The sequence below is a fragment of the Uliginosibacterium aquaticum genome (genome assembly GCF_012972705.2).
Lineage (GTDB): Bacteria > Pseudomonadota > Gammaproteobacteria > Burkholderiales > Rhodocyclaceae > Uliginosibacterium > Uliginosibacterium aquaticum.
The window spans coordinates 638389-662946 of sequence record NZ_JABCSC020000002.1 but is presented as its reverse complement, the minus strand read 5'-3'; the positions used below and the strand labels follow the sequence as shown (position 1 = coordinate 662946).

Sequence of the window (24558 nt, the reverse complement as noted above, 5' to 3'; positions counted from 1 at the left end):
GCTCAGTGGCGGGTCGGGCGGCTGGCTGACCGACCCTGGCGCGAGCTTCGCACCGAGGCCATGAAGCCATCGAGAACCCGCTGGCGCTGCTCGATGCTGGCGGCCCCGAGGAGCGGCATGGCTTCGTCCGGCAGACGTACGCTGGCGCGGCGGTCATTGCGCACCGGGATCACCCGCCAGCCGGCCAGGAGCAGCCAATCCCACAGTTCCACACTGCAGGGCTGGGTAACCTTGATCTTGTAACCGTTGCGGGTGATGTAGGCGCCCACCTGGGGTGCCGGGGTGACCGGCAAAGCCCTGCGCTTGGTGCGAATCCCGAACAACGTCCTGAAAAAGCTCTTCATTTTTATCCCCTTGGCCTGTTTTTTCGCGACCCTAACGAGAGCAAGGGGGCGCCGCCAAGTGCTTTCTTCCTGACGTGATCCTGCGCGCGTCGAACGGCGCGCGAACAGCCGGAGGCTATTTGCCGAACCAGCCCTTGAGGGTCTCGCCCAGCCCGCCTCCCGAGCTGCTGCTGCCGGAGTTGCTGCCCAGGCCGATCAGCTTCAGCGCGGCCAGCCCGCCTTGGGCATAGATTGCTTCGTTCAACGAGAAACGCGCATCGTCCAGATTGCCTTGCAGGGTGAAGTCCATGTCGACAGGTCGCCGGGTATCCGCGTCCAGCCCCTTGGCGCGGGCAAAGGCGGCTGCAGCTTCACGGGTGAGGCCGGCAAGGCCGCCGATTTCGAGCTGGCTCAGGACCATATGGCCGGGTGCCTTGAGCTGGCGCTGCGCCACTTTTGAGTGCAGATCCAGGGCCAGGCTGCCGCGCTTGATCTCGCCGGCCTTGCCCTTGAAGAGATAGGGCTCGACGAGCTTGAGCGGCACGTTCGCGAGTTTGAGTCTCAGGTCCGAGTCCATATTGGCGGGTACCAGATCGCCTTCGAGTGCCAGGCTGCCCTGGCCTGCGACACGGGCCTGCAGATGCAGCCGGGCGCGCTCGTCCATGGCCGGCAGAAGCAGGTCTTCGAGTGACAGCTCGATCTGGTCGAGCGGGATGTGCAGGGGCTTGGCGGCGACCGTGGCATCAAAGAAATCGACACGGCTGTTGGCGAGCGTGATGCGTTCGATGCGGATCTTCGGCCCGCTCGTGCTGGCAGCGGGCGCTGCTTCCGGCTTTGCGGCGGGTTTGGCGGGTGCCTCGAGCAGGGCCGGCAGGATCTTGAGGCCGGCGCGGCTGCGCAGCACGCTCAGGGCGGCATCCTCGATTGCGATCGAGCGGACCACGATGGTGGACGAGAGCAGGCTGCGTAGTGCCGGGGTGACGCTCACACGTTCGGCGCGTAACTCGTCGGCAGCTGGCCAGCCGGGGCGGCTGGCCTTGATGCGCAGCCCTTCGATCTCGATATGGGCGAGGCTGATGCGGATCTCGCGCACTTCACCGGTGGTGCCCAGCGCGGCGACAATCTGCTGCTTGAGGATGTGCAGCGCGGCAAAGTAGCCGGCCACGAGCAGCACGGCCAGCAGTGGCAGACCGATCAGCAGGGAGAGGCGGAGTTTGCGGGATTTCATGATTTCTGTTCCTGATCAGAAGGAGTAAAGCCTGGCGTTTTTGGCGTGATCATTTCCATAGCACCTCTACTCGGTTGGGCATCTCAGGCAGAACTCGAACCTGAAGAATGCTGCCGATGCTGATCTTGTGCCGCCTGACTTGCGGCCCGGACTCACAGATTGTCGTGACAAAGGGTGGCACGCCGTCATTGCACTGGATCTCGACGCACAGATTTACCCATGTGGTGTCGCCACTGAGGTTTCCTGTTTCATAGAGACTCAATACCCTGGCGCTCGCTGCTTGCGCGTTGGCCTCGAATTTCATGCGCTGCCTGAGACTGCGGAGCCCCGTTTTCAGAAGATAAAGGGCTATGAGTACGCCGATTGCAGGGCCGATCCAGGGCGTGATCTGCTGGATGATTTCAGGGATGTCTGCCCATGAAGTCATGCTTGCGTATCTCCTGCCAGGGCTTGCAGCCAGTGCGAAAAACCGGGGTCGGAAATTTCATATTGCCCGCGCTCGCGGCGGGTGATGATTTCGTCGCGCAGCAGGCGTTCGGCGGCGGACTGTACGGCCGTCGTGCTCGGGGTGGCGGCGCCGAGGGTGGTGCCCATGCGCGCCCGGGTGTCTTCGGCGAACAGCGGCGCGCTGGCGAGCACGGCCTGCAGCACCAGCCGGTCGAGGATGGGCAGCGCCTTGAGAATCTTGGCGTACTGAGCTTCGTCGTGTACGTCGTGCAGTTTCAGGGCTACCGCTTCGGCCAGGCTCAGATCAGCGTTCAGCACCATGGCTTCGACCACTGCGCGCAAGCGCCCCGGCACATGGCCGGTGGCCTGGAACTCTTCCCACAGACGCGATTCATCCAGCGCTCGGCCCGTGGAGCGCGTGAAAGCGGCGGCCAGATGGCTGCAGAAACCACGATCCAGGGTTGGCAGCTCGATATTGGTGCCGAAGTGGAAGAAGGGCGCGCGCGCTTCCGAGAACATGCGCCGCAGGCCTTCGCGTGAGGAGCCGGTGAACAGCACCTTGAGCTGATCCTTGTTGATGTCGAGGCCGGTGCGCAGGCCGCCGAGCAATTCCTCGTTGCGCGGCAGGCGGGTGAGGATCTGGGCTTCGTCCAGCAGCAGCAGGCAGCGCCCGCCACTGGCCAATGCCTGCACGACCTCGGTCAGCGAGTGCGGTGCGCTGGTGGGCTGGCTGCCGAGTTCTGCTTTCACGCCCAGCAGTTCGGCCGAGACGCGGGCGGTGAGCGGTTTGAGCCAGCGCTTGAGGCGGCCTGCTGCGAATTCGGCAAGAGAGAGGCGGAAAACTTCGCCGGCCTCGTCGCCATCGGTCATGAAGGAGTGGTAGAAAACCCGCCAGCCGTGCTCCTCGGCGCGCGGCGCGAGATCCTGCAGGAGGAATTCGGTCTTGCCCATGCGGCGTGGGGCAAACATTGTCAGGGCATGGGAGAGGCCGCTGTCGAAAGCCATCAGCACCGAGTCGGCCAGTGCGCTGCGAGGATAGTGCCAGTAATCAGGAGAGGCCATGTCGAGCCCGCTTTATGATCAATTATGTGGATTGATCATAATTACGCGCGCGCCCGAAATCCAGCCTGAAGCATCGGCTCAAGCCGGCCTTCCGTCGTTTTCGCAAAGAAAAAGCCTCTCCCGGCGCATACCGGGAGAGGCTTCTGGCTGAGGCGCGTTCAGTGCTGGCCGCGTAGCTGATACCAGGCGCTATAGGCCCAGCAGGCCACGCAGAAGGAGAAGGCCCATTCCAGGAAGGAGAACACGGCCAGGACGGTGACCGGCACGATCCACATTCCGCTGCCGGCCAGATAGAGGCCCGTTGCCACCGTACTGGCGATGAACAGCAGTTTGTTGGCAAACATCTTGGCGCCCGCATTTTCCTTCTTGCCAGCCTTGCCGAGCTTTTCGAGCAGGGCTGCGTAGAGCCGGTGCGAGGGGCACTTGTAGTGGCCGATGAAGCCTCGTACCAGACCTTGTACGATCAGCAGCGGCACCAGATAGGGGAAGCCGGCCAGGGCGATGACGGCGATGATGAAGGTGGTGAGGCCATCGAGGCGGGCGGCGTTGGACCACACCGGCGGTACGTCGAAGCGCAGCATGGGGAGCTCCTGAAAAGCGTGAGTGGGATATAAATATATAACTACATAGCGATATAGTCAATGCGGTTGTCTGGGAAAAAAAACGGGCCCGTCTTGCAGGACGGGCCCGTTGTACTGCCGACGTGATGACTTACTTCTGATATGCGCACTTATTGGGGTTGCCGCCCGGGTTGCTGCCGAAAGCGGCGACGCTGCAGGCAATGCTCTTGCCGACACCGACATTTCTGGCTACCCATTTGCCTTTGCGGCCGAACGCGACCCAGCCGGTGCCGGTGGGGACCGTGCAGGTGGCGTTCTCAGCCGAGCACTTGGAAAAGCCGGTGGGGTAGTCGCCGGTGCCGAGCAGGGCGGGCGTGGCGCTGGCCGAAGAGGTGGCTGAGGAGGCTGCTTTGGAGGAACTGGCAACGGACGAAGCCGCGGCAGAGGAGGTGCTGGCTGCCGAGGAGGCTTTGGATGAGCTGCTTGCTGCGCTGCTGGAGGCTGCCGCCTTGGATGAACTGGCCGCCGATGCGGCAGCACTCGAACTGGCACCGCTCATCGTGGAAGCGCCCTGCATGATGGCGGTGACGATTTCCGGATAGGTCCAGCTGAGCGTGCTGCGATTGAGCAGACCAAAGGCTTCGCCGCCGGTGTTGAAAACATTGTTGTCCCACACGATGACCGGGATGCCCAGTTTAGCGGCGGCTTTTACGTAGTACTCAGCGTGCTTCACGCGTTCGGTGTAATTGCCCTTGTTCGTCGTACCCCATTCGCCCATCACCACCGGAATGCCCTTGGCAATGAAACGGGTGTTGAGGCCGGCGAACACGGAATCGACCAGCGCCGTATCGGTGAAGCTGCTGCTGCCCGGATATTCCATCGCGAAGGCGTACGGGATGTAAGCATGGATGGAGGCGGCCAGCATGTTGTCTGCCGGCAGGCTCAGGGCATTGATCTGCACGTCCCACGGACCGGCCACATAGCTCGGCAGCATGACCAGGCGGCTGGCATTGTTGCCTCCGGTGGCGCGGATGGTGCTCAGCGCTGCGGCGTTGAGTGTATTGACCACGGCGTAGTTCTCGGCTGTGCCGGTCCAGTCCTCGCCGCTGCGCGGTTCGTTCATGACTTCGAAGATCAGGTGTTCGTCGTAGCCCTTGAAGCGGGTGGCAATCTGTTGCCATAGCTTGCCGAGGCGATCCTTGGCCGTGCTCTGGTTGGCATAGGTGGGGGCTTCCCAGCCATTGTGGTGATGCACGTTGATGATCACGTACATGCCATTGGCAAGGCCGTAGTTCACGACCTCCTCAACCCGGTCCAGGCGGGTGCTGGCAATGCTGTAGCTGCTGCCGGAGGTGTAGTCATCCCAGCTCACCGGTACGCGCAGGCTCTTGAAACCGGCGCTGCGGACCTTGTCAATCATGGCCCGGGTGGTCTTGGGGTTGCCCCAGTTGGTTTCACCGCCGATGGCATCGAGCGCGTTGCCGAGATTCCAGCCCGGCATCATGCTGCGGGTGATCTCGGAGGCACTGGCGGCGTGGGCCAGCGACGAGGCGAGGGTGCAGCTGGCGAGCAGCAGGCTGCCAAGGATTTTGTGCATGAAAATACCCGCTCAGGAATGGCTCCGCCGAGCGGAGCAAAACGTCGAGTATTCAGGCTCTGGCAGGCGGCGTAAATCCTTCAGGTAGATGCCCTTCCGGACGGCTTGTGCGCCGGCGCTGGCGGTCGCCCGGGAGGGTTGAACGGCGCAGCCTATTCCGAGTCTTCAAGCCAGGTACGGCCGTCGCGCTCGATCAGGGCGATGGCTGCAGAGGGTCCCCAGGTCCCGCCAGCGTAGGTGTGCATGCGTTGGTCATTGTGTGCCCAGGCAGCGTGGATCGGATCCACCCACTGCCAGGCGGCTGCGACTTCGTCGGCGCGCATGAACAGGGTCTGGTTGCCACGGATCACGTCCATCAGCAGGCGCTCGTAGGCATCCGGATTGGAGACGCCGAAGGTCTCCACAAAGCTCATGTCCAGCGGGATGCGGCGCAGGCGCATGCCGCCCGGACCCGGGTCCTTGATGGTGACTTCCAGCGTGACGCCTTCATCGGGCTGCAAACGCAGGATCAGGCGATTCTGGCTCAGCCGCCCGGCGGTCGCGTCGAAGATGTTGTGCGAGATCGGGCGGAAATTCACCACGATTTCCGAAGTGCGCTTGGTCAGGCGCTTGCCGGTGCGCAGGTAGAAGGGCACGCCGGCCCAGCGCCAGTTGGCAATTTCGGCACGGATGGCGACGAAGGTCTCGGTCGAACTCGTGTCATTGCCCAGATCCTCGAGATAGCCCGCAGAGGGCTGACCGCCGACCGAGCCCGCACGGTACTGGGCGCGCACGGTCATATGCTCGGCATTGCGCTCGTCGATGCGCTTCAGCGCCTTGAGCACCTTGAGCTTCTCGTCGCGCACGGCGTCCGCCTCAAAGGCGTCCGGCGGCTCCATCGCAGTGAGGCACAGCAACTGCATGATGTGGTTCTGCAGCATGTCGCGCATCGCGCCGGAAGTGTCGTAGTAGCCGCCGCGATCGCCCACGCCGATGTCTTCGGCGACGGTGATCTGCACATGATCGATGTGAGTGCTGTTCCACAGTGGCTCGAAGAGGCGGTTGGCAAAGCGTAGGGCCATCAGGTTCTGTACCGTCTCCTTGCCCAGGTAGTGATCGATGCGGTAGATCTGGTGTTCATTGAAGACCTTGCCCACGGCTTCATTTACTGCGTGGGCGCTCTCGCCGTTCTTGCCGAGCGGTTTTTCCAGCACTACGCGGCTGTGATCGGTGATCAGGCCGAACTGGCCGATGCGCTCCGAGATCGGTGCGAAGAGATCGGGCGAGACCGCGAAATAGAAGCAGCGCACTGCTTCATTGCCGCTGGCCAGCAAGCTTGCGAGCTCAGGCCAGCCCGATTCGCCGGTGACGTCTACGGGGACGAAATGGACGCGGGCGAGGAAGCGTTTGAGCGCCTCGGGCTCCAGTTCCGAAGCCTTCACGTAGGTGCTCAGCGACTTTTTCACGAAATCCAGATAGCCGTCATGTCCCAGTGCCCGGCGTGATACGCCGATGATGCGTCCTTCATCCGGCAGCTGACCGGCGCGATCGCGCTGGAACATCGCAGGCAAGAGCTTGCGGGCGGCCAGATCGCCGGTGCCACCAAAGACGACGAGATCAAAAGCGCTGACCTGGATGGTGCGGGAGGACATGGTGAAAACTCCGGGCGAGTGTGCAATGCACAAAGTGTAGCGCCGAACGCCGTGGGCCAGCAGCCGCTTGCTATGCTTGGGCAAAGTTCACAAGGATGAGGCGGAAAAATGAGCAGTCTGATCGTGGTGGAGCGCGCCCTCTCCGAGGTGCGCAAAACCGAGCTGGGCGTGGCTCGTTGGCCGGTTTGGGAGAAGGATGTCTCGCGTTTTCCGTGGACTTACGACAGCTCTGAAACCTGCCTGCTGGTGGCTGGCGAGGTGGTCGTGACACCCGTTGGCGGCGAGCCGCTTACCCTGCGGGCGGGCGATCTGGCCACCTTTCCGGCGGGCATGGCCTGCGAGTGGAACATTACCCGGGCGCTGCGCAAGCATTATCGCTTCGGCTGAGCGCTGGGCGTTTGCCCAAGGCTGCTTCAGCTGCGCCCGAGGCGTGAAGCGCGCTTGCGCTGATACATGTCGTGATCGCAGTGGGCGATCAGTTCATCCGCGCTCTGCCCATGTTCTGGATAGCAGGCAAGACCCACTGCCGCACCGCCGGCCGTGCCACCGGGCAGGCTGGCGAGGTCAATGCTTTCTAGAGGTGCTCGCATGAGCTCTTCGATATGCGTGCGCAGGCGCTCGAGCTCCTGGCGCAGAACCGTCGACTGAACCAGGATCACGAATTCGTCACCGGCGTAGCGGGCCACGCGGTCCGTTGCGTGGAGGCTGTTGCGCAGGCGGGTGGCGAATTCAACCAGAACGCGGTCGCCGGCATCATGGCCGAAATGGTCATTGATCTGTTTGAAGTTGTTCAGATCCACAAACAGCACGGCAAAGGGCAGCGGGTTGCCGGTGCGGTGTTCGAATTCGATGCGCCGGCTGATGGCGCGCAGCATCTCGTCGCGGTTGGCGAGCCCGGTCATGCCGTCGGTGCGTAGGGCGTGCTGCATCTCGCGGAAGGTGTTGGCGAGCACGCCGATCTCGTCATTGCGGTGAATATCCAGCGGAGCTTCGAGATGGCCTTCACCGGCGGCTTGTGCGGCTTCGGTGAGGCGCTTCAGATCGCCACCGATCCAGCCCACGATGGATAGTCCCAGCACCACGGCCACCAGTGCGCCAAGCAGGCCGATCAGGGCCGAGCGTTTGACGTTGGCCGTCACGCCCTGCATGAAATCGCTGCGTGGCACCGCCACGGCGATGATCCAGTCCAGTCCGGCCTCGTCGCGCACCCGGTCGAAGGCCAGTTCCACGGCGCCCCCCTCCGGCCCGGTGAAGCGCTGGGTGACGGCGCCCACACTCACGGTGCCGGCGGCGATAAGCGCCTGCACCTGGGCGTAGGCAGCGCGCTGCAGGGCGTCGTGACTCTCGGCGGCACTGATGCGGGCGTTGCTGCCATCGGGCTGGCGCGCCACGTTGGGGCTGCGCGAAGAGGCGATCAGCTTGCCGTCCGGTTCAATGATGAAGGCGACGGCATTGCGGCTGATCGTGAGCTTGCGCACGAAATCATTGAGGCGCTTGAGGGACAAGTCGGTGGCGACCACGCCCTGCAGCTGGCCGTTGTTGTCCAGTACGCGGCGGGCGCGGGTGGCGACCAGCTCCGAGTTGCGGAAATCGATATAGATCGAGGTCCAGGTGTGCGAGGGACTGCCTTCACCGGCCTTGTACCAGGGGCGCTGGCGTGGCTCGAACATCTTCTGCTCCACTACCGGGCTGCCGGGCTGGCCGTTGATGCCGGTGAAGCGCGAGATCTCGCGCGGGCGCTCGGCTTGCAGCTTCACGCGCAGTTCGGCGTCCTCCTGATTGAAGCGCCACAGGCCGAAGAACTGGCCCTGCTGGTTGCCGTAGTAAACGTAGTTGTTCGGATCGATATGCAGCGAGGTGGCGATCCAGAAGCGGGTGCGCAGCGCGGGCAGATCCTTGTCCAGGCGGGGCGGAGCCGCCATGCCGTTCGGAAAGGCGGCTTCCAGGACGGCAGCCGAGCCGAATACATGCCGGTCCACCGCCTGGCCGATCCGCGCAACGGTTTCCTGTAGCAGATGCTGGGCCACCGTGTCGACGGCCTGGCTGCCGGTGCGATAGGAGAGGGCTCCGATCAGGATGGCCACACCCAGCACAAGGGCGAGGTAGGGCAGGGTCAGCCATTGGCGCAGGGAAAGGCGGGCGGTAAGTTTCACAGGTGTCGAATGTGAACAGCGAGGTCAGGCGTTGCGTGACGGCAGTAACGGGTGGTTTAAGTGCCGATACTCATTGTGGCACAGACTTACGGGCGGGCGTTCGGCCAGCGCTTGCGTGTGCCAAGCTGGTCAGGCCGCGGCGGAAAAGCTGCCTGCCGATTGTTTTGAACAAATCCGGCTATCCTGCTGTCTTCCTCCCTGTTCCTTTTGCCTGACTGCCCATGTCGAGTCTCCGCCTTGCCCTACAGATGCTCCGCCGCGATCTTCGCGCGGGTGAACTCAGCCTGCTCGGGATGGCGCTGTTGCTTGCGGTGGCCAGCCTGACCAGCGTCGGTTTCCTGACTGACCGGGTGCGCCAGGCGCTGGACCAGAATGCCACCCAGTTGCTCGGTGGCGATCTGCTGATCTCGGCTGATCGCGAGATACCGCCCGGTTTTCTGCAGGAAGCGCAGCGACGGGGGCTGCAAAGTACCCGCACCATTACCTTCAACAGCATGGCCACCAGCGAAGAGGGCGCGCAGATGGTGGCGGTGAAGGCGGTTGAAGCGGGCTATCCCCTGCGTGGCGAGTTGCGTGTGGGGGATTTTTCCGGTGCGCCGGCCAAACAGGCCCGCAGCGCTGTTTTGCCGGGTGAGGCCTGGGTGGATGAGGCTTTGTTGCCGGCGCTGCAGAAGCAGCCGGGCGATGTTTTCCAGCTCGGCTACGCCAAGCTGAAGATTGCTGCGCGGGTTGAATTCGAATCGGACCGCGGGGTGGGCTTTTCCAGTTTCGCGCCGCGCGTGCTGATCAATGCCGCCGATCTGCCGGCCAGTGGTTTGCTGGTCGAGGGCAGCCGGGCGCGTTACCGCCTCTTGGTGGCGGGTGAGCGTGAGGCCGTGCGCAGTTATGAGAAATGGCTTACGCCGCGGCTCGAGCGCGGTCAGCAGATAGAGAGTCTGGACAATGCCCGTCCCGAAATCCGCGCCAATCTCGATCGCGCCGGCCGCTTCCTGCGCATGGCGGCGATGCTTGCTGTGGTGCTGGCGGCGGTGGCCATCGGTCTTTCAGCACGGCGTTATCTGGATCGTCACCTTGATGGTTGTGCCGTGATGCGTTGCTTTGGCGCTCAGCGTGGCCAACTGCTGAGCTTGTACATGGGGGAGTTCCTGCTCTTTGGCTTCTTCGTGGCGGTGGCCGGCTGCCTGCTCGGATATGGCGTACAGGCCGCGCTGGGCGGGCTGGCGGCCGCGCTGGTGCAGAGCGAGTTGCCGGCCCCCGGCCTGGTGCCTGTGGCGCAGGGTCTGGCCATCGGCGTGCTGCTGATGGCGGGTTTCGTCGCGCCACAGCTGTTGCGCCTGACGGCCGTGCCGCCGATCCGGGCGATCCGTCGCGAATGGGGCCAGCTGGGGGGCGGCAGTATCGCTGCCTGGGCCTTTGGTGCGCTGGCGCTGGCCGGGCTGATGTTATGGATTGCGGGCGAGTGGAAGCTGGGCAGCATCGTGGTGGGCGGTTTCGCGGCAGCGCTGGCCTTGTTCGCAGCGTTGGCCTGGGGGTTGCTGGCGCTGTTTGGTCGGGCACGCCATGCCGCGGGCGGCCAGGGCCGCTGGGGTTTGCGTTACGGGCTGGCGGCGCTGTATCGCCGGCGCATCTCCAGCGTGATCCAGGTGGTGGCGCTGGCGCTGGGGCTGACTGCGATCCTCTTGCTGACCCTGATCTCGAACGATCTGCTGGCCGGCTGGCGCGCCAAGCAGCCGGCGGATGCGCCAAACCGCTTCATCATCGGGATCCAGCCCGAGCAGCGTCAGCCGATTGCTGATTTCCTTGCTGCGCATGAGATTGCCGTGCCGCTGCAGCCCATGATTCGGGGCCGTCTGGTGGCGATCAATGATCACGCCGTGAAGGGGAGTGATTACGAGGAGGAGCGCACGCGCAATCTTGCCGAGCGGGAATTCAATCTCTCATTTGGCAGCGAGCTGCAGGCTGGTAACCGCGTGATTGCCGGCGCCTGGCACGGTGCGCAACAGGCTCCACTGTTCTCGATGGAGGAGGGGATCGGCAAACGCCTCGGTGTGAAGCTGGGTGACAGCGTGACTTTCGATATCGCTGGCCAGCGCGTCACCGGCAAGGTTTCCAGCGTACGCAAGCTGGACTGGGATTCGATGCGGGTGAATTTCTTCTTTACGGCGGCCCCGGGCTTGCTCGACAAGATGCCGGCGAGCTACATCACCAGCTTCCATCTGCCGGAGGGCAAATCGCCGCTGGTGCGCGAGCTGGTCGCCCAGTATCCCAACATTACCGTGATCGACGTGGCCATGGTGCTGGAGCAGGTGGCCAGCCTCACCGAGCGGCTGGCGCAGGTGGTGCGCTTTGTTTTCAGCTTCGCGCTGGCGGCCGGCATTCTGGTGTTGCTGGCGGCACAGCGCAATACGCATGACGAACGCGGCTACGAGGTGTCCGTGCTGCGTGCCTTGGGCGCACGCCGGCATCAGGTACGCTCGGCCTTGCTGGCCGAGTTCGCGGCCCTGGGCGTGATTGCGGCGCTGCTGGCGGTGGGGGCCTCGACGGCTATCGGTTACCTGCTGGCTGAATATGCACTGGAGCTGGACTTTCAGCCCTCCGTCGCTGCGCTGAGCGGTGCTGGCCTGCTGGCGGTGCTGACCATCGTGGTCTTTGGCTGGCTCGGTGTGCGCCGCCTGCTGGCACAAACCGTGATCGAAGGCATCCGCGAGACGACCTAGGAGTTTTCATGCAACGCATCCTCCTCGCCGCCGGGCGGGCTCTGCGCAGCCTCGCCGAGCCCGGCATGCTCTGGCATCTGCTGTGGCCGACCCTTGTCGCCCTCCTGCTGTGGGGCGGGCTGGCCATCGGATACTGGAGTGAGGCTGCACAGGCCTTGTTGCAGCTGATGCGCGGCTGGCCACTGGTGGGGGGCTGGTTCGGTAACGGCCACGAGATCGCCAGTGGCCTGTTGAGCTTCGCCCTGCAGGTGGTGATGCTCCTGCTGATGCTGCCGCTGGTATATGTCACGGCTGCCATGCTGGTGTCGGTGTTCGCCATCGGCTTCATGCTCGAGCGGGTGGCGGCGCGGGATTATCGCGAGCTCGAACAGCGCCGTGGCGGCAGCCTGATCGGCAGTGTGACGAACTCGGCCGGCGCTTTTGTCATCTTCCTGTTGGTTGCACTGGCTACGCTGCCGCTGTGGTTTGTGCCGGGCCTCGGCCTGCTACTGTCGCTCACGCTGGGTGCCTGGCTCAACAAACAGTGTTACGCCTATGACGCTTTGATGAATCATGCGGATGAGACTGAGCTTGCCCGCCTGCCGCGCGAGCGCCGCAATGAAATGTGGCTGCTGGCGCTGGGGTGTGGCCTGCTTGGTTTCGTGCCCTTGCTGAATCTGCTGGCGCCAGCTTTTACGGGGCTGTGCTGTGTGCATTATCTGCTTGAAGCCTTGCGTCAGGAACGTGGGCGGCCGATCAAAGACATTTCTGCGGAGTAAGACATGGCATTTGGCGTACTCATCATCGGTGATGAAATCCTCTCTGGCAGGCGGCAAGACAAGCATCTCGCCAAGGCCATCGAATTGCTCGCTGCACGCGGCCTGCAACTGGCGTGGGCGCGCTATTGCGGTGATGATCGCCCGCTGCTGACCGAAACCATCCGCCAGACTTTTGCGACCGGCGACATCGTGTTTTCCTTCGGCGGTATCGGTGCCACGCCAGACGATCACACCCGTCAGTCCGCAGCCGCAGCCGCCGGTGTGGCGCTCGCCCTGCATCCGGAAGCCGAGGCCGCCATGCGTGAGCGCTTCGGCGCGGAACTTACGCCGCAGCGCCTGAAGCTGGGCGAATTTCCACTGGGCAGCCGCTGCATTCCGAACCCCTACAACCGGGTGCCGGGTTTTGCCTTTGGTACGCATCACTTCCTGCCGGGCTTTCCGGAGATGTCCTGGCCGATGATGGAATGGGTGCTGGATAACTGGTTTGCCGGGCTGCATCACCAGCGTGCGCATGCCGAGCAATCGATCCTGGTGTTCGGGGCTCGTGAGGGCAATCTGATCTCCTTCATGGAGGCGCTGGAAGCGCGCCACGGGGTCACCATCTTCAGCCTGCCGCATCTGGGCAGCGAGAGCCTGCGCCAGCATATCGAGCTGGGCGCGAAAGGTGAGCCGGCTGCCGTGCTGGCTGCGCTGGACGAGATCCGCGCTGAGATGACGCGCCAGCGCTTCGAGTGGCTGCCGGCCGAGGATACGCGCCCGGCAGCCTGAGCTTAGTTCCCCGGAGAGGGGGCTACGCCGCGTTGCAGTGCATGTTGCTGCGTTTGCCCGGCCGCGAATTCGGTGCTCAGCGCAGCCATCAGGTGATGCGCGCGCGCCGAGTTGTCGGCGCCGAAATTGCACACATATACGTCCAGCGTCACGGCCCGCTGTTCGGGCCAGGTGTGGATCGCGAGATGGGATTCGGCCAGCAGCAATACGCCGGTTACCCCGCCTTGCCCGAGCACGCCCGGGAAGGCGTGCCAGACCTCATTCACGATCGTCAGCCCGGCCGCCTCGACATGCGCGCGGCAACGCGCGGCCAGCAGTTCTGCCCGGGTGAGCAGTTCGTCGGCACAGCAGCATTGATGCAGGTCGGCAGTGAGGTGAAGGCCTTGCATGGGAGTGTGGGTCAGCTTGATGTATTCATTCTGCCAGCGCTTTTTCCAGCGCGCTCAGGGTGCGCGCGCCGAGCCAGGCGCACTGCGCCTCATCCAGCACATAGGGCGGCATCCAGTACACCGTGTTTCCAATCGGCCGCAGCAGCAGGCCCTCGGCCAGCGCATGGGCGTGGAAGCGGCGGGCGAAGCCGGGCGTGGCGTCCACATCGAAGGCGAGGATCATGCCCTGCTGACGCAGGTGGCGTACCGCCGGATGCGCCGCGATCGGCTCGGCGGCGCGGGCGAGCCAGCGGGCGCGCTGCTCGTTAGCGGCCAGCACATCGTCATCACGGAAAATTTCGAGCGTGGCCAGTGCTGCCGTGCAGGCCAGTGCGTTGCCGGTGTAGGAGTGCGAATGCAGGAAGCCGCGTGCCACCTCGTCGGCATAGAAAGCCTGATAGACCGTGTCGGTCGTGAGCACCAGCGAGAGCGGCAGGTAGCCGCCGGAGATGCCCTTGGAGAGACACAGGAAGTCCGGCCAGGTGCCTGAATGCTCCATGGCGAAAAACTTGCCGGTGCGTCCGCAGCCCACGGCGATCTCGTCAGCGATCAGATGCACTTCATATTGATCGCACAGGACGCGGGCGCGGCGCAGGTATTCCGGGTCGTACATGGCCATGCCGGTGGCGCATTGCACCAGCGGCTCGACGATCAGCGCCGCCGTTTCGGTGTGGTGTTCGGCAAGGAAGGCTTCGAGCGCGGCGGCGGCGCGGATGGCCACGTTTCGCGCCGACTCGCCCGACTCGACCGCACGCGCGTCCGGCGAGACGACGGTGGCGGCGGCGCGTACCAGCGGCGCATAGGCTTCGCGGAACAGGGCGATGTCGGTGACGGCCAGCGCCCCGACCGTTTCGCCGTGATAGCTGCCGGCGAGGCTCACGAAGCGGGTCTTGGCGGGGCGGCCGCAGTTGCGCCAGTAATGCACGCTCATCTTCAGCGCGATCTCGGTGGCCGAGGCGCCGTCTGAAGCGTAGAAGGCGTGGCCCAGCGCGTGGCCGGTCAGTGCGGCAAGCTCTTCGGAGAGGCGCACTACCGGTTCGTGTGTGAAGCCGGCGAGGATCACGTGCTCCAGCGTCTCCATCTGCTCACGCAGGCGTTGATTGATATGCGCGTTGCAGTGACCGAAAAGATTCACCCACCAGGAGCTGACCGCGTCGAGATAGCGCTGCCCGCCTTCGGCAAGGAGCCAAGGCCCTTCTCCGCGCGTGATGGCGATCAGGGGCAGGGTTTCGTGCTGCTTCATCTGCGTGCAGGGATGCCACACGGCAGAGAGCGAGCGCTGGAGCAGGGAGGCGGACATGGCGGGGCAGGGCGGCGGCAAAGCGCGCAGTCTACCCGCGAAGCAGTGCGGCCGCTTCAGCTTGCCAGGTGGTCGTGCAGGGCGACGAACTCCTGGGTCAGCTTGTGGCGTGCATCCAGATGGATCATCGGGCGTGCCAGCTGATGGCTCTCGCGGATCTTCACCGAGGCCGAGAGGAAAGTCGGCAGGATAGGCAGGCCTTCGTCGACGAGTTCCTGCACTAGGCGCTGCGGCAGGCTGGCGCGCGGCTGGAACTGGTTCACCACGATGCCTTCGACCTGCAGGTCGCGGTTGTGGTCGGCACGGATTTCCTCGACGTTTTCGAGCAGGGCGTAGAGCGCGCGGCGCGAGAAATCGTCGCAGTCGAAGGGGATTAGGCAGCCGTCGGCGGCAATCAGAGCGGACAGCGTGAAGAAATTGAGCGCCGGCGGCGTGTCGATGTAGATGCAGTCGAAGTCATCTGCCAGCTCGGCCAGCGCCTCACGCAGCTTGTAGATCTTGTGGCGCGATTCGAGCTTGCTCATGAGTTCTTCGAGGCGCGGCGAGGAGGCCATCACGCTGAGGTTCTCGAAGGGGCTGGCAAGCGCATAGTCCGCCGTGGCGCGGGTTTCGAAGCGGATGGTGAGGGTCTGCTCGAAAAAGTCCGCGAGGCTGTGCTCGACGGCGTCGGCCGCATCGCCGAGCAGGTAATGCGTGGAGTTGCCTTGCGGATCGAGATCGATCACCAGGGTGCGCTGGCCTTGCGCGGCCGAGATGGCCGCGAGGTTGCAGGTGATGGTGGATTTGCCGACGCCGCCCTTCTGGTTAAACACCACGCGCTTCATGTTCCGCCTCCGTAGCCTGGATTGCTGCACCGCACACATTGTGCCAAAAAGCCGCAGGAAGTGGCGGGGCGTGTCCATTTCGCCACGCCGCAAGCCCGGCTTCACAGGCCTCGCGGCTACAATGCGACTTCTTGCAGAGAGGACAAAATGAAAGCACGCAAGCTGTGGGTGGCCCTGCTGGCCGCATCGGGTTTCGCCATGCCGGCCGGGGCCGCTGAATTCATTTCGGTAGGGGGATTCTCCTACCATTTCGAGCGCGATTTGGGCCACAACGAGTTCAATTACGGACTCGGTTATGAGCGCGACGTGAATGAGGAATGGACCTGGTCTGCCGGCGTGTACAAGAACAGCCTGCGCCGTGCGAGTTTCTATGGTCTGGCGAACTGGTATCCGCTGAATCTGGGAGCCGGTTTTCGCGCTGGCCTCACCGGTGGCTTGATGACCGGCTATCACGAGTCGCCGGTGATCGCGACCCTGATGCCCACCCTCGAGTGGCGCGGTGAGGTGCTGGCCCTGCAAAGCTATGTGGTGCCGACCATCAAGCCTTATGTGGACGGTGCCGTGGTGCTGCAGTTCAAGTTCGCCTTCAGGTAGGCGGGTTTTCGTTCAGCGCCTGCTGCAGGGCAACGGCTGCTCCGGTGAGAGCCGGGTTGCCGGCCGTAATGACCCAGGTCGGAATCGCGGCCAGGTAGGTGGCAAACCGCCCCTTGGCTTCAAAGCGCGCGCGGAAGGCTGAGCGGGCGAAGTAATCACCCAGCTGTGGCACGATGCCGCCACCGATGAAGACGCCGCCTTGGGCACCGAGGGTCAGAGCCAGATTGCCGGCTGTGCTGCCGAGCAAGGCACAGAACATGGCCAGGGTGTCAGCACAGAGGACATCGCTGTTGTCCAGCGCCTGGCGCGTGATGGTGGCGCCATCGAGTTGTGGCTCGGCCAGGCCGCGCACCCGGGCAAGGGCCCGGTGCAGGGTCAGCAAGCCGGGACCGGACAGCACCCGCTCGGCCGACACATGGCCGTATTCACGCAGGAGTGCTGCGGTGACGGCGAACTCTTCATCCGTGTATGGCGCGAGGCTGACATGACCGCCCTCGCCACCGATCGGAGCGTACTGTCCCTTGACCGGCACCAGCCCGGAAACCCCTAGCCCGGTTCCCGGGCCGATCACGCCGATGGCCGCACCGCGCAAGGCCTGACCGGGACCAATCTGCTGCAGTCCGGCCGCGTCCAGATGCGGCAGGGACAAAGCCAGCGCGGTGAAATCATTCACGAACACCAGCTCACCCAGGCCCAGCGCTTCACGCAGTGCGCGGATCGAAAACTGCCAGGGGTTGTTGGTCAGGCGCAGCTCGTCCCCGGTAATCGGATTGGCGATACCGATGGCGGCGTGGCGCGGCTGGATGCCTCCTTGGGCCGCAAGGTAGCTGCGGATCGCTTCGAGCGGGCCCGCATGCTCGGCGCAACGCAGGGTGACGATCTGGCTGATGGCTGCACCGGGAGCCGTGATCAGGCCAAAGCGGGCATGGGTGCCGCCGATGTCGCCGACCAGGCGGGGATGGCTTTCAGCGTGTCCAGAAAACATGTTTCTCCGGTCCTTGGGCGTGCAGGATATGGCTCACCGGCAGGGCCGGATCCGTGTGTTGCAGGGCTTCACCGAGAACCTGCCATTTGCGCTGACCCGTGATATGCAGGATCAGATTGCGGGTCGCCAGCAGGCGCGCGGCGGTCAGCGTGATGCGCTCGCGCACTGGCGCTGCACCGATCACATCCAGGCTGGCGCGGCCCGTCGCATCGTACAGTGCGGCTTCACGTTGCGGGCTGTGCGGAAATATCGAGGCCGTGTGGCCATCTTCCCCCATGCCCAGCACCACCACATCAAATTGAGCAGGCAGGGCGGCGAGGCGCGCGTTGCGTTGTGGCGGGGTTTCGTCCGCCAGATACAGCGGCAGGAAGCGCGCTGCGGCTGCAGGCCCTTGCAATAGATGAGTGGCCAGGCTGGCGGCGTTGTTGTGGGGGCTCGCAGGCTCGCAGCAGCGCTCGTCCGCGAGGGTCACGAAAATGCTTGACCAATCCAGAGGGGCCGCACTTAGTGCGCGGAAGAATCCGGCCGGTGTGCGTCCACCTGAGAGCGCGAGGGCGGCCTGGCCGCGTTCGGCAAGGCCGGCACGCAGGCAGCCAGCGACCAAGGTGGCCTGGGCCTGATCCAGCTCGGTGGCGCTGGCGAAGGTGTGGAGCGACAGGTTCACGGGTAGGCGGATACGGAAAGCGGGTTCTCGAGTGTAGGAAATTGGCGTGAGGAAGGCCAGCGCTTGCGAGGGCGGCGAGCGGCACGAATTTTCATGGCGGGCATTGTGAAGTCCGATGCTTGTGTGTGAAGCAGCATTGGACTACTTTCTGAAACTCGACCCCCGCCAGAAAATACCATCATGCCGATTCATCCGATTCTCGACGCGGTGACTCACCGCATCGTTGCCCGCAGCGCCGAAACCCGAGGCCGTTACCTGGCCCGCATCGAGGCCGCTATTCCTGGTGCCCCCTATCGCGGACAGCTCGGCTGTACCAATCTGGCGCACGGTTTTGCGGCCAGTCCGGCGGAAGACAAGCTGCGCATCAAGACCATCAAGGTGCCGAACATCGGCATCGTGACTGCTTACAACGACATGCTGTCGGCTCACCAACCCTACGGCGTCTATCCTGACATCATTAAAACGGCCGCGCGCACTGCCGGAGCCACGGCTCAGGTGGCTGGCGGCGTGCCCGCCATGTGTGACGGCATTACCCAGGGTCAGGACGGCATGGATCTGTCGCTGTTCTCGCGCGACGTGATCGCCATGAGTACCGCGATTGCACTGTCCCACAACATGTTCGATGCCGGTCTGTGCCTCGGCGTGTGCGACAAGATCGTGCCCGGGCTGTTCATGGGCGCGCTGCGTTTCGGCCATCTGCCCTTCATCTTCGTGCCTGCCGGGCCGATGCCCACCGGCATCTCGAACGATCAGAAGGCCAAGGTGCGGCAGAAGTACGCCGCTGGTGAAGTCGGGCAGGAGGCGCTGCTGGAGAGCGAATCACAGTCCTACCATGCACCGGGGACCTGTACTTTCTACGGCACCGCCAACAGCAACCAGATGATGATGGAGATGCTGGGCCTGCATCTTCCGGGGGCGGCCTTTGTGCCGCCAGGCACGCCTTTGCGTGAGGCGCTGACGCGGGCCGCTGCGACCCGCGTGCTGGAACTCACCTCCAGCCGCGCAGAATTTACGCCGCTGGGCCGCATGATCGACGAGCGCAGCATCGTCAATGCACTCGTTGGCCTGCTGGCTACCGGCGGCTCCACCAATCACACCCTGCACCTGGTGGCGATGGCGCGTATGGCAGGGATCCTGATTGACTGGAGCGATTTCGAATCACTCTCCAAAGCGGTGCCATTGATTGCGCGCGTCTATCCGAATGGTGCGGCCGATGTGAACCAGTTCCATGCGGCGGGCGGCATGGCCTGGGTGGTGCGCGAGTTGCTGGCGGGGGGGCTCTTGCACGAGGATGTGCAGACGGTGTTCGGCAAGGGGCTGGCGGCCTATGCCAAAGCTCCGGCTCTCGACGAAAGCGGGGCGCTGGTGTGGCGCGAAATTCCCGCCGAGAGCGGTGATCCGGCGGTACTGAGCAGCGTGGCCGAGCCTTTCAGTGAGGATGGTGGTCTGCGCCTGCTGACCGGCAACCTCGGTCGGGCGGTGATCAAGGTGTCGGCAGTGAAGCCTGCGCAGCGTGTGATCCGTGCTCCGGCCATCGTTTTCGAAAGCCAGGATGCACTGCTGGCCGCGGCCAAGGCCGGGCGTCTGGAGTGTGATTTCGTGGCGGTGCTGCGTTTTCAGGGGCCGCAGGCGATCGGTATGCCGGAGCTGCATCAGCTCACCCCTACGCTGGCCAACCTGCAGGACAAGGGTTTCAAGGTCGCACTGGTGACCGATGGGCGCATGTCTGGCGCTTCCGGCAAGGTACCAGCGGCGATCCACGTCACGCCGGAGGCGTTGGCGGGTGGCCCGCTGGCACGCGTGCAGGATGGTGATGTCATCGAGCTGGATGCCGAGGCCGGCATCCTGAGGCTGGAAACGGCCGGGACAGATTTTGCCGGACGTACCCCGGCTAAATTCCGTGGCACGGGTCAGAGCGGTATGGGGCGTGAGCTGTTTGCACCAATGCGAGCGGCCGTGAATGGTGCCGAGCAGGGCGCGACTGTGTTCTCGTTTGAGGAGTGAGAGGTAGCAGGCGCGCGGCTTAGCCCGCGTGATGCCGCCAGGTGATCGCCCAGGCATACAGGGCGCTCACGCACAGGATGTCGAAGGCTGGGCCGAAGACCAGGAACAGGGTCGGCATGGCGAGCGGACTCATGAATTGCAGCAGGGCGGCGTGGGCCAGCAGCTTCAGTGGCAGGCTCAGTACGAGGAAGGCCGCAATCATCAGTGTGGCCAGCAGGCGGCGCTCATGGCTGCGCTCCACGATGTAATGGGTGGCAGCCATCACCAGCGGCAGACTCAGCAGCAGGCCGATGCTGATGACTGCTAGGTGGTGGGTGTGCTGGGCTACGTCGTAGTCGAGCGGGCTTGCCGCCTGCAGCAGCAGGGTGGCGAGATGAAAGCCTGCCAGCGCGCGCACGACCGAGCGCAGGGCCGGGCGCAGCAGGCTGGCCAGCAGGAACAGCAAGGCCGCACCTCCCAGATTGCCAAGCCAGGCCTGGGAATCCGCAGCGGCCAGCCAGAGCTGGATCGCAGGTGTTTCGAACTCTCCCCATAGCGGCAATTCCAGGCTCATGCGGCCGGCCATCGCGTCGCTCAGTGGCAGCCAGCTCAGCAGATGCAGCAGGGCTGCGTCCCAGAAACGCAGCAAGGCTGGCAGCAGTCGGAAACTCAGCCAGGTGAGGCCGGCGGCCATCAACAAGGCGACCAGTGCTTGGCCGAAGCGACTTGCAGCAAAACGTTGCAACAGGCTCGGAGGCGTGGTCGGACTGGTGGTGAGTGCCGCATCAGGCAGATTCATGCGCTGATCCTCGTATCGATGACTTCGCCGCGCCGACCTGCTCGGACCGTACCGTATGCCACACAGCCCTCGCTGACGAGGAGTTCATCCGCCGCCAGGGTAGAGGGTTCGTCCGGTTTGCCGACCCGGCTGCAGGGCCCCAGGCGCAGGCTGGAGGCTGAGATCAGCGGGCCGCTGACTAGGCAGTTGGCGCCTGTGCTGATCGGGCCGTCGGCATACACGGCGCCTTCGATCTGCACATCCTGACCCAGCACGATGCCTTTGTCGGCACGTAGCTGGCCGAAAATCCGGCAGCCATCGCCGATCTCCAGCAAGCCGGCCACGATCAGATCACCACGTACGGTATGGCCGGGCGGGATGACGAGATTGCGTCCGTTGCCGAGCTGCTCACCGCGCCGTGAGGGCGGATCGAAGCGGGCTACCGGGTCTTCAAGGGCCGGACGGGCTGGGCTATCCGGTTGGCGTCCGAAGCTGATGCGTGGGGCCTCGAGCTGCTCGAAGCGGGTGCGGCGGGCCAGTGCGATCTCGATGCCGGCACTGGCAAAGCCCTTTACGCTGCCGCCCTCGGCCACATCCAGGCGGCGATCACTGCGTACCCAGCGGGTGACCCGGGCACGGATGCCGATGGCGATGTCGCGGTGGGACAGTACGGATTTGACGACGGCATTGTGGGCAACGTTGATGCGGCCTTCGGCGAAAATCTCGCGGTCACACACCAGTTCGCCAGGGATGTCGAGGTGCCCGGCCGAGAGCACCAGGCTGCGCAGGCGTCGGGTTGCGGGTGGGATGCACTCGGCCAGATGCTTGTTGAAGCCCAGTACGATGAAAGGCCGGCCGCTTTCGTTGGCGCCCTGGATCGGTTCGCTTTCGCGCACGACTTGCAGCAGTTGCGCAAACTGCTGCGCCACCATGCCACGGAAAGCTTCGATCCGCGCCGGCGCATCCTTTTCGGCCTCCGGTGCTGGATTGCGGGCTTCGGGCCGGCGCAGGGTCCGCAGTGCCGGCAGGAAAGGTAGCAACAGGCCGAAGGCGCACAGCGCAACGAAAGCCAGCCAGGCTTGCAGGGGACTCAAGCGACCGCTCCTTCACTGGCGGGCGCTTCGATGGGTTGAGCATGCTCGCGGCGTCGTGGTGTCCGCGTGGTGGCCAGCAGAATGATGCCGCCGAGCAGGCGATGGGCGAAGCCCACCCAGCTCAACGGCAGCAGGCGGATTTCTTCGCGGACTCCGGCCATGCGTGCAGCGGCCGCGATGCGGAAGGCCGGGCCCGGATTGCCGTGCGGGTCGAAACTGCAGGCGGTGCACAGCAGGATGGCCAGCCCGGCAAGCAGCGGAGCGCCGGTGAAATAGAGCGCAATGCCGCAGGCGAGGCTGATGAGCCACACCAGGGGAAGGGCAGCTGTGAAGAAAGCTGCTGCGCCCTGGCGACGAGCCCCCGCAGGCAGGCGCGGGTCCACCAGCAGGCTGGCCAGTCTCAGGCTCTGCAGAACCAGCGCCGGATGCAGGCGCGGTGAGCGGATCTGGTCGAGCAGATCTTCGCTGTGGTAGCGGGTGATTTCGCCGAGCAGGCTGGATTGCCAACCCAGCCGGGTGAGATCGAGGATCAGACTGGCGCCATCGGGGGCGTGCAGGAGATCGGGCGCGTGCAGGCTCTTCACGGCCTGGCGGCGCACTGCGCGGATGCGCGCCTTGCCACATAGCAGCAGGTTCAGTGCATCGTTCTGGCTGGCCAGCAGCGTGTCGGCCTGATCGGCAAGCAGGTCCAAGCGGGCGGAGAGTGCTCCGTCTTGCGGGGTGAACACGGCCCGGGTGAGCACGCAGCCGATGGCCGGATCAAGAAGCGGGGTGACCGACTGACGCAGCCAGTTGCGGGCCAGCGGCAACTCCTGATCGAGCACCACCAGTGCGGTGCCGATGGAGTTGGCGACTGCTGCGTGCAGCGCCGTGGCCAGCGTGGTATTGGGGCCGGCCATCATCGGCAGGGGGTGGACCCGGCCCGGGCAGGCTCGCTCAAATGCCGCGACCGCTTCGACAAGCCCGGTTTCGGCGGGGTCGAACATCAGCACGAAATGGATGCATTCGGCGGGGTAATCGAAATCCATGCTGGCCAGGGCTGTCAGGCGTTCGATCTGTTGTGCGGTTTTGCCGTGTGACGGCACCAGGATCGAGATGGTGGGCCAGCGGGCATGGCTCAGGGCCAGCGGACGTGGCGGGCGCAACACGCGCAGGCGCAGCACGCGTAGCCATTCGCGTAGCAGATGCAGACCCAGCAGGGTTGAGGTGAGCAGCCAGAGTCCCTGCAGGGCGGACTGCGGCAGCTTGCTGTGGGCAGGCGCTTCTGTAGGCGCTGGAGAGGTCGTTTCGGTCGGGGGTGTGAGTTGCAGATCGGGTGGGGTGCTAAGAATCTGCGGACTGAGATTCAGCGGACGCTCGTTCTCATCCGCCGAGCCCTGTGGTGCGGGAGTGGCCGGGCGTGCGATCTGAGTCGAACCGATATACGGATCAAGCTGCAGGTAGGGGTCGGGGCGCGACGCTGACGTGGCTGTGCTGCATGCGAAAAGCATGAGCAGGGCAGCGCATGACGAGCGGAACGACGGGATCGACTGCATTCTTGTAGGTATGTCGCCTGGGTTCAGAAGGCCGTCTGTTGCGCCGTCATGTCTCCCCCGGCCGGCCTCATGTGCAGGGATTCTAGCCCGGTTTGCTGCGCTTGCGCGCGCTGTGGGGCCTCCTCAGTTGATCTCCATATTGTCAATCAGGCGGGTGCTGCCCAAGCGGGCAGCAGCCACCACGACAAGCGGCTGATTGCCCTGTGGCGCCTGCAGGTCGGATTGCTGACGGATGGCAATGTAATCGGGCTGCCAGCCATGCGCGCGCAGCTGCTCTGCGGCTTCTGTTTCGAGGACTGCGTAGTCCTGACGGCCGGCTTTCACGGCTGCCGCCAGTTGCTGCAGGCAAGCGGCGAGGCGAGGTGCCTCGGCACGCTGTTCGGCCGTCAGGTAACCATTGCGGGACGACAAGGCGAGCCCGTCCGGTGCGCGCACGGTGTCGCAGCCGATGATGGTGATCGGCAGATTCAGCTCGCGCACCATGTTGCGAATCACGATCAGCTGTTGGTAATCCTTCTTGCCAAAGAGTGCGATCTGCGGCTGGACGATATTGAAGAGTTTGGTGACGATGGTGGCAACGCCACGAAAATGCCCCGGACGGGATGCGCCTTCAAGGATCTCGTCATGGCGTGCGGCAGGCTGGACGAAATAGCTTTGAGCCTGCGGATATAGCTCTGCTTCATCCGGGGCAAACAGGTGGTCGACTCCGACCGCAGCCAGTTGCTCACAGTCGGCCTTGAAGGTGCGTGGATAGCGGTCGAAGTCTTCGTTTGGGCCGAACTGGGTGCGATTGACAAAAATGCTGCTGACCACGGCATCGCCATGTGCACGTGCAGTTTGCATGAGGCTCAGGTGGCCGGCGTGCAGGTTGCCCATGGTGGGGGCAAAGGCGATGCGGGTGGCGGAGGCAAGGGCTGCGCGCAGGCTTTCGATGCGAGTATGGATCTGCATGAGGGGAGGGCGGCGGGAGGCGGGCTAAAAACAAGTCGGGCAGGATGCACCAAGCGCCTCGCGCAGGCAATCTTTGCAGTTCAGCCGGTCTGCCCCGACGGGCAGAGCCAGGGCCGCATCCTGCCTAGACGAGCATGGGCTGGGGCGGCTCTGCCGAACTGACCTACAAACACGATGA

At 64.3% G+C, this 24558-nt stretch carries 23 protein-coding genes; 6 read left to right on the top strand and 17 right to left on the bottom strand.

Annotation, left to right across the window (positions count from 1 at the left end):
* Positions 1 to 2: 2 nt before the first annotated feature.
* The 7 genes from HJ583_RS10495 to zwf all read right to left on the bottom strand — a co-directional run bounded on the left by HJ583_RS10495 (position 3) and on the right by zwf (position 6848).
* Positions 3 to 344: a hypothetical protein gene (locus HJ583_RS10495; protein WP_101942389.1), complete on the bottom strand. Its 342-nt coding sequence runs from the start codon at positions 342 to 344 to the stop codon at positions 3 to 5.
* A 115-nt stretch (positions 345 to 459) separates the two neighbouring features.
* Positions 460 to 1551, bottom strand: coding sequence for a DUF748 domain-containing protein (locus tag HJ583_RS10490; RefSeq protein WP_170021853.1), 1092 nt, complete (start codon positions 1549 to 1551; stop codon positions 460 to 462).
* Between the two features lie 49 nt (positions 1552 to 1600).
* Positions 1601 to 1978, bottom strand: a complete 378-nt coding sequence (locus HJ583_RS10485) for a hypothetical protein (protein ID WP_170021852.1) — start codon at positions 1976 to 1978, stop codon at positions 1601 to 1603.
* Positions 1975 to 3060, bottom strand: coding sequence for an ATP-binding protein (locus HJ583_RS10480; protein WP_170021851.1), 1086 nt, complete (start codon positions 3058 to 3060; stop codon positions 1975 to 1977). The genes HJ583_RS10485 and HJ583_RS10480 overlap by 4 nt, the downstream gene beginning before the upstream one ends.
* Before the next feature lie 158 nt (positions 3061 to 3218).
* Complete coding sequence (locus tag HJ583_RS10475; RefSeq protein ID WP_170021850.1) at positions 3219 to 3641, bottom strand: DUF4395 family protein; 423 nt, start codon at positions 3639 to 3641, stop codon at positions 3219 to 3221.
* A gap of 130 nt (positions 3642 to 3771) precedes the next feature.
* On the bottom strand, positions 3772 to 5217 hold the full coding sequence (locus HJ583_RS10470) for a glycoside hydrolase family 5 protein (protein WP_170021849.1): 1446 nt from the start codon (positions 5215 to 5217) through the stop codon (positions 3772 to 3774).
* A 152-nt stretch (positions 5218 to 5369) separates the two neighbouring features.
* Positions 5370 to 6848, bottom strand: a complete 1479-nt coding sequence (zwf, locus tag HJ583_RS10465; RefSeq protein WP_101942395.1) for a glucose-6-phosphate dehydrogenase — start codon at positions 6846 to 6848, stop codon at positions 5370 to 5372.
* 108 nt (positions 6849 to 6956) lie between these two features.
* Here zwf and HJ583_RS10460 point away from each other — a divergent pair, with 108 nt between their 5' ends.
* On the top strand, positions 6957 to 7235 hold the full coding sequence (locus tag HJ583_RS10460) for a cupin domain-containing protein (protein WP_170021848.1): 279 nt from the start codon (positions 6957 to 6959) through the stop codon (positions 7233 to 7235).
* Between the two features lie 26 nt (positions 7236 to 7261).
* On the opposite strand, the gene HJ583_RS10455 is transcribed toward HJ583_RS10460, so the two are convergent.
* Positions 7262 to 9001 carry a sensor domain-containing diguanylate cyclase gene (locus tag HJ583_RS10455; protein WP_101942397.1) on the bottom strand — a complete coding sequence of 580 codons (1740 nt, stop codon included), beginning with the start codon at positions 8999 to 9001 and terminating at the stop codon, positions 7262 to 7264.
* 221 nt (positions 9002 to 9222) lie between these two features.
* Between HJ583_RS10455 and HJ583_RS10450 the strand changes: the two genes are divergently transcribed.
* From HJ583_RS10450 to HJ583_RS10440, 3 genes are read left to right on the top strand one after another with little or no spacing between them, the layout of a single operon-like run.
* Entirely contained in the window at positions 9223 to 11718 is a 2496-nt protein-coding gene (locus tag HJ583_RS10450; RefSeq protein ID WP_170021847.1) for an ABC transporter permease, read from the top strand.
* An 8-nt stretch (positions 11719 to 11726) separates the two neighbouring features.
* Positions 11727 to 12476: an EI24 domain-containing protein gene (locus HJ583_RS10445; RefSeq protein WP_170021846.1), complete on the top strand. Its 750-nt coding sequence runs from the start codon at positions 11727 to 11729 to the stop codon at positions 12474 to 12476.
* Between the two features lie 3 nt (positions 12477 to 12479).
* Positions 12480 to 13244: a competence/damage-inducible protein A gene (locus HJ583_RS10440; RefSeq protein ID WP_170021845.1), complete on the top strand. Its 765-nt coding sequence runs from the start codon at positions 12480 to 12482 to the stop codon at positions 13242 to 13244.
* Between the two features lie 2 nt (positions 13245 to 13246).
* On the opposite strand, the gene speD is transcribed toward HJ583_RS10440, so the two are convergent.
* Genes speD through HJ583_RS10425 form a run of 3 tightly spaced genes read right to left on the bottom strand, consistent with a single transcriptional unit; the run spans position 13247 to position 15796 of the window.
* On the bottom strand, positions 13247 to 13633 hold the full coding sequence (speD, locus tag HJ583_RS10435; protein WP_170021844.1) for an adenosylmethionine decarboxylase: 387 nt from the start codon (positions 13631 to 13633) through the stop codon (positions 13247 to 13249).
* A 25-nt stretch (positions 13634 to 13658) separates the two neighbouring features.
* The gene (bioA, locus tag HJ583_RS10430; RefSeq protein WP_170021843.1) at positions 13659 to 14972 is read right to left on the bottom strand and encodes an adenosylmethionine--8-amino-7-oxononanoate transaminase; all 1314 of its coding nucleotides are present in this window, start codon (positions 14970 to 14972) and stop codon (positions 13659 to 13661) included.
* Between the two features lie 56 nt (positions 14973 to 15028).
* Positions 15029 to 15796: a ParA family protein gene (locus HJ583_RS10425; protein WP_170021842.1), complete on the bottom strand. Its 768-nt coding sequence runs from the start codon at positions 15794 to 15796 to the stop codon at positions 15029 to 15031.
* Between the two features lie 147 nt (positions 15797 to 15943).
* Between HJ583_RS10425 and HJ583_RS10420 the strand changes: the two genes are divergently transcribed.
* Complete coding sequence (locus HJ583_RS10420) at positions 15944 to 16390, top strand: hypothetical protein (protein ID WP_170021841.1); 447 nt, start codon at positions 15944 to 15946, stop codon at positions 16388 to 16390.
* On the opposite strand, the gene HJ583_RS10415 is transcribed toward HJ583_RS10420, so the two are convergent.
* Both HJ583_RS10415 and pgl read right to left on the bottom strand, forming a co-directional pair.
* Positions 16383 to 17375: a glucokinase gene (locus HJ583_RS10415; RefSeq protein WP_170021840.1), complete on the bottom strand. Its 993-nt coding sequence runs from the start codon at positions 17373 to 17375 to the stop codon at positions 16383 to 16385. The two genes, HJ583_RS10420 and HJ583_RS10415, sit on opposite strands and share 8 nt — an antisense overlap.
* Positions 17356 to 18039: a 6-phosphogluconolactonase gene (gene pgl, locus HJ583_RS10410; protein WP_170021839.1), complete on the bottom strand. Its 684-nt coding sequence runs from the start codon at positions 18037 to 18039 to the stop codon at positions 17356 to 17358. Before pgl ends, HJ583_RS10415 begins: the two co-directional genes overlap by 20 nt.
* A gap of 180 nt (positions 18040 to 18219) precedes the next feature.
* Here pgl and edd point away from each other — a divergent pair, with 180 nt between their 5' ends.
* A complete protein-coding gene (gene edd, locus HJ583_RS10405; RefSeq protein ID WP_217423367.1) occupies positions 18220 to 20043 on the top strand; it encodes a phosphogluconate dehydratase in 1824 nt (607 codons plus the stop codon).
* A 19-nt stretch (positions 20044 to 20062) separates the two neighbouring features.
* Here edd and HJ583_RS10400 read toward each other — a convergent pair whose 3' ends face one another.
* The 4 genes from HJ583_RS10400 to panC all read right to left on the bottom strand — a co-directional run bounded on the left by HJ583_RS10400 (position 20063) and on the right by panC (position 24380).
* Positions 20063 to 20821 carry a hypothetical protein gene (locus tag HJ583_RS10400; protein WP_170021838.1) on the bottom strand — a complete coding sequence of 253 codons (759 nt, stop codon included), beginning with the start codon at positions 20819 to 20821 and terminating at the stop codon, positions 20063 to 20065.
* The gene (locus HJ583_RS10395) at positions 20818 to 21894 is read right to left on the bottom strand and encodes a bactofilin family protein (RefSeq protein WP_170021837.1); all 1077 of its coding nucleotides are present in this window, start codon (positions 21892 to 21894) and stop codon (positions 20818 to 20820) included. Before HJ583_RS10395 ends, HJ583_RS10400 begins: the two co-directional genes overlap by 4 nt.
* Positions 21891 to 23384: a glycosyltransferase gene (locus HJ583_RS10390; protein WP_170021836.1), complete on the bottom strand. Its 1494-nt coding sequence runs from the start codon at positions 23382 to 23384 to the stop codon at positions 21891 to 21893. Before HJ583_RS10390 ends, HJ583_RS10395 begins: the two co-directional genes overlap by 4 nt.
* A 168-nt stretch (positions 23385 to 23552) precedes the next feature.
* On the bottom strand, positions 23553 to 24380 hold the full coding sequence (gene panC / locus HJ583_RS10385; RefSeq protein WP_170021835.1) for a pantoate--beta-alanine ligase: 828 nt from the start codon (positions 24378 to 24380) through the stop codon (positions 23553 to 23555).
* Positions 24381 to 24558: the final 178 nt, after the last annotated feature.

What these genes read in the sequence shown, in the direction of transcription:
- HJ583_RS10420 (WP_170021841.1), top strand. Translation starts at nt 15,944, where the DNA reads ATGAAAGCACGCAAGCTGTGGGTGGCCCTGCTGGCCGCATCGGGTTTC.
- HJ583_RS10415 (WP_170021840.1), bottom strand. Translation starts at nt 17,375, where the DNA reads ATGTTTTCTGGACACGCTGAAAGCCATCCCCGCCTGGTCGGCGACATC.
- HJ583_RS10390 (WP_170021836.1), bottom strand. Translation starts at nt 23,384, where the DNA reads ATGCTTTTCGCATGCAGCACAGCCACGTCAGCGTCGCGCCCCGACCCC.
- HJ583_RS10495 (WP_101942389.1), bottom strand. Translation starts at nt 344, where the DNA reads ATGAAGAGCTTTTTCAGGACGTTGTTCGGGATTCGCACCAAGCGCAGG.
- HJ583_RS10400 (WP_170021838.1), bottom strand. Translation starts at nt 20,821, where the DNA reads ATGAATCTGCCTGATGCGGCACTCACCACCAGTCCGACCACGCCTCCG.
- speD (WP_170021844.1), bottom strand. Translation starts at nt 13,633, where the DNA reads ATGCAAGGCCTTCACCTCACTGCCGACCTGCATCAATGCTGCTGTGCC.
- bioA (WP_170021843.1), bottom strand. Translation starts at nt 14,972, where the DNA reads ATGTCCGCCTCCCTGCTCCAGCGCTCGCTCTCTGCCGTGTGGCATCCC.
- HJ583_RS10450 (WP_170021847.1), top strand. Translation starts at nt 9,223, where the DNA reads ATGTCGAGTCTCCGCCTTGCCCTACAGATGCTCCGCCGCGATCTTCGC.
- HJ583_RS10440 (WP_170021845.1), top strand. Translation starts at nt 12,480, where the DNA reads ATGGCATTTGGCGTACTCATCATCGGTGATGAAATCCTCTCTGGCAGG.
- HJ583_RS10485 (WP_170021852.1), bottom strand. Translation starts at nt 1,978, where the DNA reads ATGACTTCATGGGCAGACATCCCTGAAATCATCCAGCAGATCACGCCC.
- HJ583_RS10480 (WP_170021851.1), bottom strand. Translation starts at nt 3,060, where the DNA reads ATGGCCTCTCCTGATTACTGGCACTATCCTCGCAGCGCACTGGCCGAC.
- panC (WP_170021835.1), bottom strand. Translation starts at nt 24,380, where the DNA reads ATGCAGATCCATACTCGCATCGAAAGCCTGCGCGCAGCCCTTGCCTCC.
- HJ583_RS10425 (WP_170021842.1), bottom strand. Translation starts at nt 15,796, where the DNA reads ATGAAGCGCGTGGTGTTTAACCAGAAGGGCGGCGTCGGCAAATCCACC.
- zwf (WP_101942395.1), bottom strand. Translation starts at nt 6,848, where the DNA reads ATGTCCTCCCGCACCATCCAGGTCAGCGCTTTTGATCTCGTCGTCTTT.
- HJ583_RS10475 (WP_170021850.1), bottom strand. Translation starts at nt 3,641, where the DNA reads ATGCTGCGCTTCGACGTACCGCCGGTGTGGTCCAACGCCGCCCGCCTC.
- HJ583_RS10470 (WP_170021849.1), bottom strand. Translation starts at nt 5,217, where the DNA reads ATGCACAAAATCCTTGGCAGCCTGCTGCTCGCCAGCTGCACCCTCGCC.
- edd (WP_217423367.1), top strand. Translation starts at nt 18,220, where the DNA reads ATGCCGATTCATCCGATTCTCGACGCGGTGACTCACCGCATCGTTGCC.
- HJ583_RS10460 (WP_170021848.1), top strand. Translation starts at nt 6,957, where the DNA reads ATGAGCAGTCTGATCGTGGTGGAGCGCGCCCTCTCCGAGGTGCGCAAA.
- HJ583_RS10445 (WP_170021846.1), top strand. Translation starts at nt 11,727, where the DNA reads ATGCAACGCATCCTCCTCGCCGCCGGGCGGGCTCTGCGCAGCCTCGCC.
- HJ583_RS10490 (WP_170021853.1), bottom strand. Translation starts at nt 1,551, where the DNA reads ATGAAATCCCGCAAACTCCGCCTCTCCCTGCTGATCGGTCTGCCACTG.